The sequence below is a fragment of the Gemmata sp. genome, assembly GCF_051859125.1.
GTDB lineage: Bacteria > Planctomycetota > Planctomycetia > Gemmatales > Gemmataceae > Gemmata.
In genome coordinates this window covers 1-14,513 of record NZ_JBHYGG010000301.1, presented here as the reverse complement: position 1 = coordinate 14,513, position 14,513 = coordinate 1, and the positions used below count along the sequence as shown (strand labels likewise).

12 protein-coding genes are annotated in these 14,513 nt (G+C 71.5%); 6 read left to right on the top strand and 6 right to left on the bottom strand.

Annotated features, from left to right (window positions below; genetic code table 11):
- Positions 1 to 191 precede the first annotated feature (191 nt).
- From hpt to glgC, 3 genes are all read left to right on the top strand, one after another.
- Positions 192 to 713: a hypoxanthine phosphoribosyltransferase gene (gene hpt, locus ACTIGN_RS32180; protein WP_439631698.1), complete on the top strand. Its 522-nt coding sequence runs from the start codon at positions 192 to 194 to the stop codon at positions 711 to 713.
- A gap of 104 nt (positions 714 to 817) precedes the next feature.
- A complete protein-coding gene (locus tag ACTIGN_RS32175; protein WP_439631696.1) occupies positions 818 to 1,924 on the top strand; it encodes a glycosyltransferase family 4 protein in 1,107 nt (368 codons plus the stop codon).
- A 70-nt stretch (positions 1,925 to 1,994) separates the two neighbouring features.
- Positions 1,995 to 3,257, top strand: coding sequence for a glucose-1-phosphate adenylyltransferase (gene glgC / locus ACTIGN_RS32170; protein ID WP_439631694.1), 1,263 nt, complete (start codon positions 1,995 to 1,997; stop codon positions 3,255 to 3,257).
- Positions 3,258 to 3,489: 232 nt separating this feature from the next.
- Here the strand turns inward: glgC and ACTIGN_RS32165 are convergent, their stop codons facing one another.
- The 4 genes from ACTIGN_RS32165 to ACTIGN_RS32150 all read right to left on the bottom strand — a co-directional run bounded on the left by ACTIGN_RS32165 (position 3,490) and on the right by ACTIGN_RS32150 (position 7,164).
- Positions 3,490 to 4,266, bottom strand: coding sequence for a PPC domain-containing protein (locus ACTIGN_RS32165; protein WP_439631692.1), 777 nt, complete (start codon positions 4,264 to 4,266; stop codon positions 3,490 to 3,492).
- Positions 4,267 to 4,558: 292 nt separating this feature from the next.
- Entirely contained in the window at positions 4,559 to 5,884 is a 1,326-nt protein-coding gene (locus ACTIGN_RS32160) for a DUF1501 domain-containing protein (RefSeq protein WP_439631690.1), read from the bottom strand.
- A 330-nt stretch (positions 5,885 to 6,214) separates the two neighbouring features.
- Positions 6,215 to 6,631, bottom strand: a complete 417-nt coding sequence (locus tag ACTIGN_RS32155; protein WP_439631688.1) for a DUF5684 domain-containing protein — start codon at positions 6,629 to 6,631, stop codon at positions 6,215 to 6,217.
- Between the two features lie 119 nt (positions 6,632 to 6,750).
- Positions 6,751 to 7,164, bottom strand: coding sequence for a DUF5684 domain-containing protein (locus ACTIGN_RS32150; protein ID WP_439631686.1), 414 nt, complete (start codon positions 7,162 to 7,164; stop codon positions 6,751 to 6,753).
- A 526-nt stretch (positions 7,165 to 7,690) separates the two neighbouring features.
- Here ACTIGN_RS32150 and ACTIGN_RS32145 point away from each other — a divergent pair.
- A complete protein-coding gene (locus tag ACTIGN_RS32145; protein ID WP_439631684.1) occupies positions 7,691 to 8,398 on the top strand; it encodes an alpha/beta hydrolase in 708 nt (235 codons plus the stop codon).
- A 10-nt stretch (positions 8,399 to 8,408) separates the two neighbouring features.
- Here the strand turns inward: ACTIGN_RS32145 and ACTIGN_RS32140 are convergent, their stop codons facing one another.
- Both ACTIGN_RS32140 and ACTIGN_RS32135 read right to left on the bottom strand, forming a co-directional pair.
- Positions 8,409 to 9,374: a hypothetical protein gene (locus tag ACTIGN_RS32140; RefSeq protein ID WP_439631682.1), complete on the bottom strand. Its 966-nt coding sequence runs from the start codon at positions 9,372 to 9,374 to the stop codon at positions 8,409 to 8,411.
- 28 nt (positions 9,375 to 9,402) lie between these two features.
- The gene (locus ACTIGN_RS32135; RefSeq protein ID WP_439631680.1) at positions 9,403 to 11,292 is read right to left on the bottom strand and encodes a UbiD family decarboxylase; all 1,890 of its coding nucleotides are present in this window, start codon (positions 11,290 to 11,292) and stop codon (positions 9,403 to 9,405) included.
- A gap of 221 nt (positions 11,293 to 11,513) precedes the next feature.
- On the opposite strand from ACTIGN_RS32135, the gene ACTIGN_RS32130 reads away from it, so the two are divergent.
- Together ACTIGN_RS32130 and ACTIGN_RS32125 are read left to right on the top strand one after the other, a co-directional pair.
- Entirely contained in the window at positions 11,514 to 13,706 is a 2,193-nt protein-coding gene (locus tag ACTIGN_RS32130; protein WP_439631678.1) for a PAS domain S-box protein, read from the top strand.
- Between the two features lie 97 nt (positions 13,707 to 13,803).
- On the top strand, positions 13,804 to 14,513 hold a 710-nt coding region (locus ACTIGN_RS32125), incomplete at its 3' end, for a hypothetical protein (RefSeq protein ID WP_439631676.1).

The window sequence follows — 14,513 nt, the reverse complement described above, 5'->3', positions numbered from 1 at the left end:
CCGTCCGTGCGGTTCGCGCGACCCGCCACACTGCCGGGCGGTCCTGACAGGGTACCGCCCGCGGCCGGCCGTGGGCAGTGGCGGCCCGCCGCGGGCGCGGAAAATGGCGCGCCGCGGGCCGCCGCCCGGCGCGCGGAGCCTTGAAACTTGAACCTCGAACCGAGAAACTAACACCCCCGCGGAGGCCCCCGATGGACGTGTTGATCCCCGCCGAGCAGATCCGGGAGCGGCTCGACGCGCTCGCCGCCGAGATCGGCCGCGCCTACGAGGGGAAGCCCCCGGTCACGGTCGTCGGCATCCTCAACGGGTGCCTGATGTTCGTGGCCGACCTAGTCCGCCGCATCGACTTCCCGCTCCGGGTCGCGTTCGTCACTGCGTCGAGCTACCGCGGCACCGCGACCGGCCCCGGCCGGCTCGAGATCCACGACGCCCTGCTCCCGGACCTGACCGGCCGGCACGTCCTGCTGCTCGACGACATCCTCGACACGGGCAAGACCCTGACGCGGATCGTCGCCCACCTGCTCGACCGCGGGGTCGCCTCGGTCAAGGTCGGGGTGCTGCTGCGGAAGGTCGGCCGGCAGGAGGTGCCGTTCGAGCCCGACTTCGTCGGGTTCACGATCCCCGACAAGTTCGTGGTCGGCTACGGTCTGGACTTCAACGACGAGTACCGCCACCTGCCCTACATCGGCGTCCTCGAGAACGGGGACGGGTGACGGACGGCCCGCCCCGACAGCCGCCGCGCTCGGCCCCTCCCCGCCCGACGCGACCCGACCGCCGCGGCCCGCCGAACTGGGACACCACCGAGCCGGACCCCTCGATGATCAACGTCTTTCTCCTCGCCCCCGACCTGGCCCCCTCGCAGGAGGCGACCACTGCCCGGTTGCTCGCGCTGGGGCTGCCGCGGGACCGCTTCGGTCCCACGGTCGGCGTCCTCGGCCCGGCGGAGGGCGCGGCCGCCGACGAACTGCGGGCCGCGGGGGTCCCGGTCGTGTCCGTCGCCATCCGCCACACGCTCGACCTCGGCGGGCTCCGCCGGCTCAGCCGGACCATCCACCAGGCCGCGCCCGCCGTGCTGCACCTGTTCGGCACCGACGCGGCCCGCGCCGCCCGGATGGCGGTGGACTCGAGCGGCGAGGCCGGGAACGTGCCCCGGGTGGTCGTGTCCGGCGCGGCGGCCCCGAGCGGCGGGCTCGGCGGGTGGTTCGCGTCCCGGCTCATCCGCCGGGCCGACCGGGTCGTCCCGGTCACCTGGGCCGACGGCGAGCGGTACCGCGTCCTGGGCGTCCCGGCCGAGCGGCTCACCCGGATCTCCCCGGCCGCCCCGGACCCGCGCCCGGACGAGGGCGCCGACGCCGTGCTCCAGTCGCTGGGCTTCCCCCCGAACTCGCGGGTCATCGTGACCGACGGCCAACTGGAACTGGGGTCCGGCCCGAGGGACGCGATCGTCGCCTTCGACATGCTCCGGTACGAGCACCGCGACCTGCACCTCGCGGTGTTCGGCGCGGGGGCCGGCGCGCCCCTGTTGGAGCAGTTGGGGCGGGCGCTGGCGTTCGACGACTACCGGGTGCGGATCTTCGACGCGAGCGCGGACCGGGCGCGGGCGATCGCCGCCGCGGCCGCCGTGTGGGTCACCGCGCCCCACGGCGGGACCGACTACGCCCTGGAGGCGATGGCCGCGGGCAAGCCGGTCGTCGCGTGGGGCACGCCGGACCTCACCGAGGTCGTGCTCGACGGCCAGACCGGGTACCTCGTCCCAATCGGCGACAAGGCGATGCTCGCGTCCAAGGCCCGGGCGCTGCTCGCCGACCCGAACCTCGCGGAGTGGATGGGCAAGGCGGCCCGCGCCCGCGCCGCCGAGCGGTTCCCGGTCGCCCGCATGGTCGAGCAGTACGCCCGCGTGTACGCCGAACTCGCGGACTCGTGACCGCCGAGGCCCTTGTCCCCGTGTCCGCGCCCCCTCACAATGCCCTGACGCGAAGGAACCGGGTACAGACATGCGGAACGTTCTCACCGTGATCCTGGCCGGCGGCCGGGGCACCCGCCTCGAGCCCCTCACCCGCGACCGGGCCAAGCCCGCCGTGCCGTTCGGCGGCCTGTACCGGATCATCGACTTCACCCTGTCTAACTGCATCAACAGCGGCCTGCGGCAGGTGCTCGTCGTCACCCAGTTCAAGTCCCGGAGCCTGGACCGGCACATCCGCGCCGGGTGGGGGTTCCTGAGCACCGAACTCGGCGAGTCGGTCGAGGTGCTCCCCCCGCAGCAGCGGATCGACGAGACGTGGTACAAGGGGACCGCCGACGCGGTCTACCAGAACATCTACTCGATCGAGCGCGAGGTCGCGGACCTGACGCTGGTCCTCGCCGGCGACCACATCTACAAGATGGACTACGGCAGCATGGTCCAGGCCCACCGCCAGCGCGGGGCCGACGTGACGATCGGGTGCATCCCGGTCCCGCTGGCCGAGGTCCGGCACTTCGGCGTCCTCCAGGCCGGCGACGACGACCGGGTCGCCGGGTTCCAGGAGAAGCCCAAAACGGCCGACCCGATGCCGGGGGTCGCCGGGCACGCGCTCGGGTCGATGGGCATCTACGTGTTCAGCACCCGGCTCATGTTCGAGCTGCTGTGCCAGGACGCGGCCGACCCGGGCAGCGACCACGACTTCGGCAAGAACATCATCCCCAAGATGATCGACGCCGGGCGCAAGGTGTTCGCCTACCGGTTCCGCGACGAGAACCGCAAGGCCGTGCCGTACTGGCGGGACGTGGGCACCCTCGACGCCTACTACCAGGCCAACATGGACCTGATCGCCATCGACCCGGTCCTGAACCTGTACGACGCGACGTGGCCGATCCGCACGTTCCAGCCGCAGAGCCCGCCCCCCAAGTTCGTGTTCAGCGGCGACGGCCCGCCCGGCCAGGCCCGCCGGGGCGAGGCCCACGACAGCATCGTCTGCGCCGGGAGCATCGTGTCCGGCGGGCAGGTGCGGCGGAGCGTCCTGTCGCCCGGCGTGCGGGTGAACAGCTACGCGGTGGTCGAGGACTCGATCCTGTTCGACCACGTCGACGTGGGCCGGTACTGCCGGGTCCGCCGCGCGATCATCGACAAGGAAGTGAAGCTCCCGCCGTACACCGTGCTCGGGTACGACACCGAGTTCGACCGCAAGCGCGGGTTCACCATCACCGAGGGCGGCATCGTCGTCGTGTCGAAGTCCGAGCCCCCCGAGACGTTCCAGGCCCCCAACGCCCTCCCGCAGTGAACCCCCGGCCGCACCCGGCCGGCGGGCGTTCTCATTGATTCGGCGCGGGTGCGCCACCCCTCGCCGATGAACTCCGATTTCGCCAAATCATCATAATTCTTGCGGACAAATTTACATTAGACTTTGCAGCATGTTGTGAGATATGAGGTTGCGGCGATTATTGCCTCGGCATAAGCCGCGAAGAAATCGGACGAACTTTTGCTGTGACAACGCGGAATGACGTCCGCCCGCGTCACTTCTCCGGCCGCGTGACGACCAGCCGGTAGCCGAAGGTTCCGCCGCCGAGGTCGTTCGCGTCCTGCACCGCGAGCAGGTACGCGCCGTCGCTTGGGAGTGTCACGCTCAGGATGGCGTCGGGGGCACCCGGCGACTCGCTGGCCGACGCGACCACGGCGCGGGACGAGTCGTACAGCACGCACACCGCGTCCACCGGCGAGCCGTACCGGGCGGCCTGCACCTCGATCCGCAGCTTGTCGCCCTTCTTGCCCTCGATCTTGAACACGTCCACGTCGCGCTCGCCCTTGATCGTCGCCTCGACGGCGCACGGCACCGCGAGTGCCTGCGGCTGGTCGAACCCGTCGTTCGGTTCCTTCTCGGCGACGACCGGCAGGCCGTCCCGGATCAGGAGCGTGTACGGGGCCGACTCGCCCGCCGGGCCGACGGCGACGAGCTTCACCTCGCCGGGCTTCGCGTCCTTCGGGAGTTCGAGTTCGATCTCGACCTCGGAGTCGCCGATGCGGTCGGCCGGGTAGTTGTTGGGCGGCGCGGCGGCCTTCGCGGAGCGGAACGTGACCTTCGCGGCGTCCGCCCCGGTCACCTTCACCGCCGTCACCGTCGCGAGGAACTTGCCGCGGAGCGCGACCTTCTGCTTCTCGCCCGGCTTGAGGACCAGCGGGACCGCGTACAGGAGCTTCGGAGGGTCCTTCTTCTCGGGCGGCTTCTTGTCCTGCGGCACCGCCGCGGCGGCGAGGGTCAGTGCCAGGATGAAGGGGATTGCGAAGCGAGACATGGGAGGGCTACTCAAGAAGTGGGATCCGCAGAGTGGAAGACGAAGAGTGTTTATCCGCAGATTACGCAGAAGACACAGATTTGAGGACAGAGGACAGAGGACAGAGGACAGAGCACGAAAACCCAGAGACGAAGAGATGTATCCGCAGATTACACAGATGGACACAGATTTGAAAACAGAGGACAGAGGAGACTGGAACTCGTCTCTGCTTTCTGTCCTCTGCTTCGTTTCTGAAAATCTGCGTCCATCTGTGTAATCTGCGGATAAACACTCTTCGTCTTTCAACACGCCGTCACACGAACATTTCCTTCACGGGCTCGCCGAGGTCGAGGATCTCGATCGGGCGGCCGTCCGGGGTCTTGAGCTGCTTCCGCGGGTCGATGCCCATGGCGTCGAGGATCGTGTACGCCACGTCGGCCGGGCTGACCGGGCGCTGCGTCGCGAACGCGCCGTGCTTGTCGGTCTTGCCCAGCACGAACCCGCGCTTCACGCCGGCCCCGGCGAACAGCAGCGACGCGGCCTGGCCCCAGTGGTCGCGGCCCGCGTCCTTGTTGATCTTCGGCCCGCGGCCGAACTCGCCCATCACGACCAGGAGCGTGTCGTCGAGCATCCCGCGGCCGTCCATGTCCTCGACGAGTGCCGACACGGCCCTATCGAACTCGGGGAGCTTCTTGTCGAGCGCCTCGAAGATCTTGCCGTGGTGGTCCCACCCGCCGTAGTTGACGGTCACGAACCGGACGCCGTTCTCGACGAGCCGGCGGGCGAGCAGCATCGACTGGCCCGGGGTGTTGCGGCCGTACCGGTCGCGGAGCTTCTCGCTCTCCTGGTCGATGGCGAACGCGCGGCGGGCCTCGGTCGACAGCACCATGTCGCGGGCGCGGGCGTGGAACTCGTCGTAGGTCGCGATCTGGTCGTTCCCCTCGACCCGCTTGGCCAGGCCGTCGACGGCCTGGAGCAGCGACTCGCGGCGCTCGGCCCGTGCGGCGCTCACCCCGCCGGGGGGCTGGAGGTCCTGCACGAGGTAGTTCGGCTGGTTCGGGTCGCCGGCCCGGAACGACTCGAACCGCCCGCCGAGGAACGCGCTCTTGCCGAGCTCCCAGGTGAACGACGGGTTCTTGGGGACGGAGACGTAGGGCGGGACGGTGCCGGTGAACCCGGCCTCGTGCGCGACGACGGCCCCGATCGCGGGGTAGTCGCCGAACGGGGTGCCGAACCGACCGGACAGCACCCAGTTCGTCGCGGTCTCGTGGTGGTCGTTGTTGTGCGCCCCGGACCGCACCAGCGTGAGCCGGTCCATCACCTTCGCCATGCCGGGCAGCTTCTCGCTGACGCGGAGCCCGGCGACGCTCGTCCCGATGGTGGCGTACTTGCCGCGGATCTCCTCGGCGGCCTCGGGCTTGGGGTCGAAGCTGTCGTGGTGCGACAGCCCGCCGCCCAGGTACACGAGGACCACCGACTTCGCCCGCGCCCCCTTGCGGGCCGCGCCGGCGGCCTCCGCCCGCAGCAGGCCCGAGAGGGACAGCCCGGCGAGGCCGAGCGACCCCACCTTGAGCACGTCGCGGCGGGAGTGCCCGTCGCAGGTGCGGGTGGCGGAACCGTTGAGGAAGATGTCCAGCATCGGGTGTAGCTCCAGGCAGCGGGACTTCAGCGGGATGAAGGTCGGTTGCGTGAGGTACAACTACCTTCGGCGGGGCGGGTGGTCGGTCTTGCGCGGCGGACAAAAACTCTCTCGACTCCGCATCTTACCGGCCCGGTACGCCCGGGTAAATCGAAAACCACCGCACGCGCGACACGACAGGACTGTCGGAGATTCCGGTGCCGGGTGTGTTGTTGGTGGCGCACCCCGAGCGCCAGCGAGGGGTGAGGCACACCCCCTCGCTGGCGCTCGGGGTGCGCCCGAACCGCCGGTGCGCGTGTGGGCGGACTTGAACCTCGAACCCGGCCCCGGTCACCACAGCGGGCGGCGGTCGCCGTCGTACCCGTACCGGCCGAACCCGATGAGCGGGTACAGGACGAACCCGAACACGGACATGCCGACGCCGAACGCCTCGGTCTTGCCGAACCGCTTGGCGACCTCGACGTTCACGAGGATCGCGGCGATGAGGTTCGCCGGGGGGATCATGATGAGCACGAACCACAGCGGGCTCAGGCGGGCGACGCGGACCGTCAGGACGTAGATGTTGTAGACCGGGATGAGCGCGGCCCACCGCGGCTGACCGGCCTTGGGGAACACGCCGAGCCACCCGGCGACGACGGCTGGAATGGTGATCGCGGCCCACACCATGAGGTAGGGCAGGAGCCAGTCGAGGTCGGTGGGGGAGAGGGCCGACGCGGACGGGGTGCTGTTCAAGATGGGGGGCTGCAACGCAATTCTCCGCCGGGAGCGACGGTATCGAATGTACAGGCCGGGTGCCCCGTCCGCAACGAGGCACCCGGCCCGAATTCGCACTCCCGGGTCCGCGGTCGCGGGAACGGGACCGCCGGTCACCAGTTCTTCCCGCCCTCGTCGTCCTCGTCGTACGACTTCCGCTTGCCACCCTTGAGCGAGCGGTTCCCCTCGTACTGGGCGTCGCCGAACCCGAGCATTGGATAGAAGACGAACCCCAGGAAGGCCAAGCCCACGCCGTACAGTTCGCTCTTGCCGAACTTCTTGGCGACATCGATGGAGACGATCACCGCGGCAACAATGTTAACGAGCGGGATGAACCACAGGATGAACCACAGGATCTCCTTCTTGGCGATCTCGATGGTCAGGATGTACACGTTGTAGAAGGGGACGATGGCGGCCCATCCGGGCTGCCCGGCCTTCTCGAACACCTTCCACATCCCGGCGAGGATGGCGACGACGAACGCGAGTGGGACGAGGAGTGACCCAATCAAGCTAATCAGGATTTCCATGCTGTAACGGCTCCACAGTTAAAGGGGCATCTCGGAAAATCGAACTCGAGATGCGGCAAGAGTAGTCGGGCACCGCTGCGAACACAACGCACGCAGCGGCTTTTTGTGACCGGGAACCGCCGGGGTGTCCGCGAACCCGACGTGCGCCCCGGCGCTCGGTTGCGCCAGTCGGCGCGGGTGCGCCGGTTGGCGCGGGTGGCGCGGATGTGCGGAGTGGCGCGACGGGGGAAGGGGCGGAATCCGTTTCCCGGGTCGCCTCCCCTGTTGACCTTTCCCAGGTTCGCTATTCCACTGCATATGACCCAGGCGGAGCAACCGTGCCGCGGGGGGAGAAAACGGGCGGTTTCGGCTCAAGTCGGCACGGGGTCGTTCTTGAATGTGCCCTGCGGTCAACGTAGAGTTGTCGCGAATGACCCGCAGGTCTGCGTCGGACAGCGACCGACCCGGGCCGGCCCCCGGACGCCCGACGACGCTCACCCGAGCCCGTCCCCGGGGTGCCCCGACTCAACCGGATCACGGACCACCCATGCCGGTGTCAACACCACCACGGCGACCCGTCCGCCACACTGAAGGGTTCAGCACGACCCTCCTGCGGTCCCACCCGGACCGCCCGGCGCGCACGTTCCTGCCGGCCGACTACCAGCCGAAGTACGCCTACCCGCTGGTGGTCGTGTTCCACGACTCCGGGGCCGACGAGGACGCGGCCGCCCGGCTCGCGCCGCTCCTGAGCCGCCGGAACTACGTCGTCGCGTGCCCCCGGGGCCCGGTGAACCTCGGCCCCGGCACCGCCGGCCGCCGCGGGTTCGCGTGGCCCGCCGCCGCCGATACCGCGTACCTCGCGACCCTGTGGTCGCACGCCCGCGAGAAGTACCACATCCACCCGCAGCGCCTGTACCTGGTCGGCGTCGGCGACGGGGCCGCGGCCGCGTACCGGTTCGCGGCGGGTTCGCACGGGGCCGTGGCCGGGGTGGCGGCGCTCAACGCGGAGGTGCCGGCGGCGACGCGGTGCGCCCGCGGGCTGCGGCTGTTCGTGGGGCACGGCGAGGGGAACCCGGCGGTGCCGGTCGCGGCCGCCCGGCGGGCGTCGCGTGAACTGGCCCGGGCCGGTGCGGCGGTGCGGTTCGAGAGCTACCCGGCGGCGGACCGCGTTCACGAGGACATGCTGCGGGACGTGAACCGGTGGATCATGGGCACGGTGAACGCCGGCCCCGACTGGCTCGCGACCGGCGGGTGAAGCGAGTGGATCAGATCCCGGCCTGTTGGCGGAACGCGGCCAGGTCGGGCGCGGTCGCCACGAGCCAGAGCCAGTCTTGCAACCGGTCCGCGTCGGTCGTCCCGCGAACGGACGCCACCACGTCTTCGGGCACCGTCCCGTACTTCCGCGCGAGCACCCCGAGCAGCGACGTCTGCTGCCCCTCGGTCCGCCCTTCGAGGCGGCCCTCGACGCGGCCCTCGACGCGGCCCCGTGTCTCACCACGCTTCTCGCCGATCGCGATCCACTCGTTGACGACGGTTGATTCTTCCACGTTCCAGCCCTCCAGTTTCGCCTGCCAAACGGCCTTCCGCCCCGCTCGCTCCGCGAACAGTTGCGCGATGCCGCTGTACTCGGCCCTCCGGCGGCGGTCCGGCTCGCCTTCGGCCAGGAGCTTCCACCGGTCGATGATACCCGGGTCGCCGCCGCCGGTCATCAGCGGAACCCACGGCAACAGGCACCGCGACCACCGCCCGGATTCGATCCCGCCGAGGAGTTCATCGGCCGATTCCCGCTCGAGATTTCGTTCCACGACGCCGAGGTGCGTGGCCAGCCCGGTGCCGGGCCAGCGCAGGTCGCGCGACGCGGCCCCCGTGCCGGTCAGGTTCACCACGGCCGCGCCGACGTGGAACCGGCTGCCGCGCCCGGCGTCGGGCCGCAGGGTCAGCCACAGGCCCGCGAGGTAGCCGAGCAGGCGGCCGAACATGTCCGGGTCGGGGACCGTCTGGAATTCGACCGCGACGGCCCAGGGCACCCCGTGCTCGGCGGCGTTGTCGAGGTGGGCGACGGTGTCGCTCGTGCGGTCCGGGTCGCCGCCGGGGAACGGGAGCCCGCGGGTGTCGAGCCACCTGCGGAACACCAGCGCTTCGGCCGGCGCCCCGAGGAGCCAGCCCAGGAAGCCGGGCGCGTCGAGCTTCGCGGCGAACCGGCTCGCCTTGTCGAACGGGTTGACGGGCATGGGCGGCCTCGGCGGGGTTCACCCCATCTTAGCCCTCGATCCCGTGGAGCGGGCCGCCGCGGGCGAACAGCGCGTCCACGCGCTTGGTGACGGCCGCGTCCTCCTCCAGCGGCGGGGGCATGTGCGGCTTGAGCCGCGCGTCGATCACCACCGGACCGCGGCACCCCCAGTGCTTCCGCTCGATGAACGCCCCCACGCCGTGGACGTCGCCCGCCGGGTCGGACCGCGTGAACACCGCCCACAACCAGTTGTTGAAGTTCCGGGCCGCGAAGTCGCTGTCGTCCACGACGGTCACCAGGGGCAGCGTTTCGAGTTTCGAGTTCAACGTTCCGAGTTGATCGCAGAGCCGCGCGATGTCCCGGTCCGCGCCCGACCCGCACTTCGGCCCCGAAAGGGCCAGCACGCCGGGCACCACGAGCCGCGGGTCGCGGAAGCCGTCGGGCAACTTCAGGTCGGCCGGCACCTGCGTGGCGAGGTCGCGGCGCTTCGGGCCGGCGGCGGCGACCACGACCTTGCTGCCGGCGTTCAGCCCCATGCCGGCCGAGTAGTCGAGCGTGTCGACCGTCGTGCGGGTCTGGAAGTGCAGGTCGGACTCGGGGTCGAACCGCTCCAGAACGTGCCGCAGGAACGCGGGGATGTCGTGGATGTCGAGGTCCGGCGCGTCCTCCTTCGCGACGATGAACAGGTACTTCGCGAGCGACAACTGTCCCTGCCCGAGGATGGCGTTCGCGAGCGTCAGCAGCTCCTGCGGGCGGCGGGTCGCGGCGTACGGGACGTACCGCTCGCTGCCGATCGCCAGCAGCAGCGGGTGGACCCCCGCGGCGTCGACGGCGTGGACCGCGTGCAGCCCCGGCAGCACGGTCGGGATCACCGGGCCGGTCAACTCGTGGATGAACTCGCCGAACGACGTGTCCTCCTGCGGCGGCCGGCCGACCACGGTGAACGGCCAGATCGCGCCGGGCCGGTGGTACACGGCGGTGACCGTCATCACCGGGAAGTCGTGCGTCAGGCTGTAGTACCCGAGGTGGTCGCCGAACGGCCCCTCGGGCTTCGTGCGGGTCGGGTCGATGTACCCCGAGATGACGAAGTCGGCGTCGGCGGGCATCGGGAGGGGAGTGGGGAGTAACCGATCTTGCTGACTGCCCACTCCCCACTCCCCACTCCCCACTGGCCGCACCAGGCGCAGCCGGCGGCCGCCGAGCGCGCCGGCGAACGCCAGTTCCGGCAGCCCCTCGGGCAGCGGCATCACCGCGGCGACCGCCAGCGCCGGCGGGCCGCCGACCACCACGTTCACCGGCAGCACCTCCCCGCGCCGCCGCGCCGCCGCGTGGTGGACGCCGATCCCGCGGTGGATCTGGTAGTGCAGCCCGCACTCGCGGTCCGGCTCGAAGTCGTTCCCCGAGAACTGCACCCGGTACATCCCGAGGTTCGACTTCACCCACCCGCGGCGGTCCGGGTGCTCGGTGTACACCTGCGGGAGCGTCACGAACGCCCCGCCGTCGAGCGGCCAGCACTTCAGTTGCGGGAGCCGGGAGAGCGTGGTGCGGTGCGCGAGCACCGGCCCCGACCGCACGAACTTCGGTCGCAGCCGCCACGCGAGCAGGGGGAGGTCCCAGTACCGCCACGGGCGGCGCATCGCGGTGCCCGGGTCGGTCTTCAGCTCGACGAGCTTGCGGACGCCGTCGAGCGCGCCGCGGAACAGGAACCGGGTCCGCTCGGTGGTGCCGAACAGGTTCGACACCATCGGGAACGGGCTGCCCGTCACGCGCTCGAAGAGCACCGCCGGCCCGCCGGCCCGGTAGACGCGCCGCTGCACCTCGGCCGCCTCCAGGACCGGGTCGACCTCCCGGGCGATGCGAACGAGGCGGCCGGAGCGCTGGAGGTCGGCGACGCACGCCGCAAGGTTCGGGTAGTTCATGTTCTCCCCACCGCGTCGCGGTGCCCCGGCTTAACGCGGCACGCGCCGGCGTGACAAAATTGCACGCGGACGTGAAACCGAGAACCTGGAGCAAACGGTGGCCCGAATGATTTTGTCGCTCCGAGTTTGGTCCCGTCGGTTTAGCGACGTAGGGTGAAGGGGGGAAGGCGAGGCGGCCGTCCCGCCCGCGACCCGGAGGGTGCGTCACCCTGATCACGCGCATGTTCAACCGGACCGCGTTCCCGGTCGCCGCCGTGTTCCTGGGCGTGATGCTCCAGGTGCTCGTGCCCACGCCGCTGTTCGCGATGGCCGGCGGGGTGCTCGCGGTGGCGCTGGTGGCGCTGTGGCTCCAGCGGCCGATCGTGGTCGCGCCGGTGGTGCCCAAGAGTGCCGCGCCGTCCGACGCGCTGATGGTCTCGACGGCCCGGCTCCAGCTCCTGGAGTCGGCCGTGGTCCACGCGCACGACGCGGTGGTGATCCTGGAGGCGCACCCGCGGGTCGGGTCCGGGCGGGCCGTCCTGTACGTCAACAACGCGTTCTGCCGGATGACCGGGTACGACTGGGACGAGGTCGTCGGCCGGTCCCTGCACTTCCTCCGCGGCCCGGGGTCCGACCCGGAGGCGCTGGCCGCGATCCGCGAGGCGATGGCCCACGGCCGGCCGCTCCAGGTCGAGCTGCGGAACTACCGCAAGGACGGGGCCGAGTTCTGGGTGGACCTGAGCCTGGTGCCGGTGCCCGACCCGTCCGGGGTCGCGGCCCACTGGGTCATGATCCAGCGGGACATCACCGACCGCAAGAAGGCCGTCGACGCGGTCCGCCGGAGCGAGGCCCTGTTCCGCGGGGTGTTCGAGACGGCCCCGGCCGGGGTCGCCCTGACCAACGCCGACGGGCGGCACGTCGAGTGCAACCCCACGTTCGCCGCCATGGTCGGCCGGTCCGTCGAGGAGCTGCAGCAGCTCACCGCCGACGACCTGATCCACCCCGACGACCGGGCCGAGCACCGGCGGCTCCGGGCCGAGGTCCGGGCCGGCACCCGGGACCGGTACAGCCACGCGATGCGGTACGCGCGGCCCGACGGGGCGACCGTGTGGGTCGAGTTCTCGTTCGCCGTGATCCGCGGGGCCGGGGGCGGGTTCGAGTACGGCCTCGGGGTCGCCCTCAACGTCACCGAGCGGCGGACCCTCGAGGACCAGTTGCGGCACGCCCAGAAGATGGAGGCCGTCGGGCAGATGGCCGGGGGCGTGGCCCACGACTTCAACAACCTGCTCACCGCCGTGCTGTGCAACCTGGCCCTCCTGCGGCTCCCCGAGGACCACCCGAGCGCCGCGCACCTCGCGGCCGCGGAGCAGGCCGCCGGGCGGGCCGCCGAGGTCACCGGCAAGCTCCTCGGGTACGCGCGGCGGAACCAACTGGTCTCGGTCCCGGTCCACCCGTGCGACGCCTTCGAGGAGGCCGTCGGGCTGCTCCGCCACACCCTCGACCCGCGGATCAAGATCGTCGTGGCCGTCGCGCCCGACTGCGTCCCGCTCCGGGCCGACCCGGCGCTGCTCTCGCAGGTGATGCTGAACCTGTGCCTGAACGCCCGCGACGCCATGTCCGCCGGCGGCACCCTCACGCTCGCGGCGGGCGTGGCCGAGGTCACCGAGGCCGAGGCCGCCGCGCACGCCGGCGAGGGCCGGGCCGGGCGGTTCGTGCGGCTCACCGTCGCCGACACCGGGCACGGGATGACCGACGAGGTCCGGGCCCGGGTGTTCGAGCCGTTCTTCACCACCAAGGAGATCGGGAAGGGGACCGGGCTGGGGCTGCCGATGGTCCACGGGATCGTGAAGCAGCACCACGGGTGGATCGCCGTCACCTCGGCCCCGGGCACCGGCACCCGCCTCGACCTGTACTTCCCCCCGGCGCCCGCCACCGCCGAGGCCCACCGCCGCCAGGTCCAGCGGTCGTGGCACACGATGTCGCTCCCCGAGGCCGCGGCCCCGGCGGCCCCGCCCCCGCTCCTCACCCCCGACCGCGGGGTCCCGGCCCTCGGCGGCCCGCCCGCGACCGTCCTCCTCGTGGACGACGAGGCCATGATCCGCGAGATCGGCCGGCTCGTCCTCGCCGGGGCCGGGTTCCGCGTGCTGACCGCCGAGGACGGGGCCGAGGCCGTCGAGGTGTTCGCCCGCGAGCGGGACGCGATCGACCTCGTCGTCCTCGACGTGACCATGCCCCGGATGTCCGGCCGCGACGCGTTCCGCCGCCTCGTCGAGATCGACCCGGCCGTGAAGGTGCTGTTCTCCACCGGGTACTCGTCGGAGGACATCGCCGAACTCGACGGGGCCGTCGGCCTGCTCGGCAAGCCGTACCGGGCGCACGAGCTGCTGGCCGCGGTCCAGACCGCCCTCGCCGGCGAGCCCGTCGCCACCGCCTGACGCCGGGCCGCCGAAACCGCGGGCCGCCCGGACGGCGGCACCCGTTGTGCTATAATCGAATGGGTTCACCCCCCGCATCCGTGCCCGGCCGTGCCCTATGACAGAAGCCGAGTGGCTCTCCGAACCGAACTTCGTGCAGCACGTGCAGCACGTGGAACCGAGTGCGTCGGCCCGCAAGCTCCGGCTCCTGGCGGCCGGGTTCTGCCGCGCCGGCGGGCCGATCCTCGACCACCCCGAACTGATCGCGTCGGTGGACGCCATCGAGCGGTACGCCGACGGGTCCGCGACCGCCGCCGAACTGGAGAGGGCCCGGTCCCACGCCCGGATCGTCGCGGTCCAGGCCTACGAGGACTACGTCCGCTGGGCCGAGGGCCGGGAGGGCGAGCGGGCCGCGGTCAACCCGATGGTCCAGCACCAGGTGGCGTGGGCCGTCGCGTTCGCCGCCACGACCCCGCTCCCCGTTTCGGCCGTCGGCACCCGGATGGGCGAGGCCAGCGCGCAGCCGACCGCCGCGCCGACCGTGCTCGCCGACCCGGTCGTGTCCCCCGAGTTCCTCCGGGCGCTCCGGGCCGTCGTCTGGGACGCCTTCGGGAACCCGTTCCGGCCCGTGGCGGTCGCGCCCCAGTGGCGCACCGACGAGGCCGTCGCGCTCGCGGCCGCGATGTACGAGGCCCGCGACTTCGCGAAGATGCCGGCCCTGGCCGAAGCGCTCCACAGGGCCGGGTGCGACAGCGACGCGGTCCTCGCGCACTGCCGCAGCGGCGGCCCGCACTTCCGCGGGTGCTGGGTGCTCGACGGCGTGCTCGG

Coding starts and splice junctions, on each gene's coding strand:
- hpt (WP_439631698.1), top strand. CDS start 192: ATGGACGTGTTGATCCCCGCCGAGCAGATCCGGGAGCGGCTCGACGCG.
- ACTIGN_RS32175 (WP_439631696.1), top strand. CDS start 818: ATGATCAACGTCTTTCTCCTCGCCCCCGACCTGGCCCCCTCGCAGGAG.
- glgC (WP_439631694.1), top strand. CDS start 1,995: ATGCGGAACGTTCTCACCGTGATCCTGGCCGGCGGCCGGGGCACCCGC.
- ACTIGN_RS32165 (WP_439631692.1), bottom strand. CDS start 4,266: ATGTCTCGCTTCGCAATCCCCTTCATCCTGGCACTGACCCTCGCCGCC.
- ACTIGN_RS32160 (WP_439631690.1), bottom strand. CDS start 5,884: ATGCTGGACATCTTCCTCAACGGTTCCGCCACCCGCACCTGCGACGGG.
- ACTIGN_RS32150 (WP_439631686.1), bottom strand. CDS start 7,164: ATGGAAATCCTGATTAGCTTGATTGGGTCACTCCTCGTCCCACTCGCG.
- ACTIGN_RS32145 (WP_439631684.1), top strand. CDS start 7,691: ATGCCGGTGTCAACACCACCACGGCGACCCGTCCGCCACACTGAAGGG.
- ACTIGN_RS32140 (WP_439631682.1), bottom strand. CDS start 9,374: ATGCCCGTCAACCCGTTCGACAAGGCGAGCCGGTTCGCCGCGAAGCTC.
- ACTIGN_RS32135 (WP_439631680.1), bottom strand. CDS start 11,292: ATGAACTACCCGAACCTTGCGGCGTGCGTCGCCGACCTCCAGCGCTCC.
- ACTIGN_RS32130 (WP_439631678.1), top strand. CDS start 11,514: ATGTTCAACCGGACCGCGTTCCCGGTCGCCGCCGTGTTCCTGGGCGTG.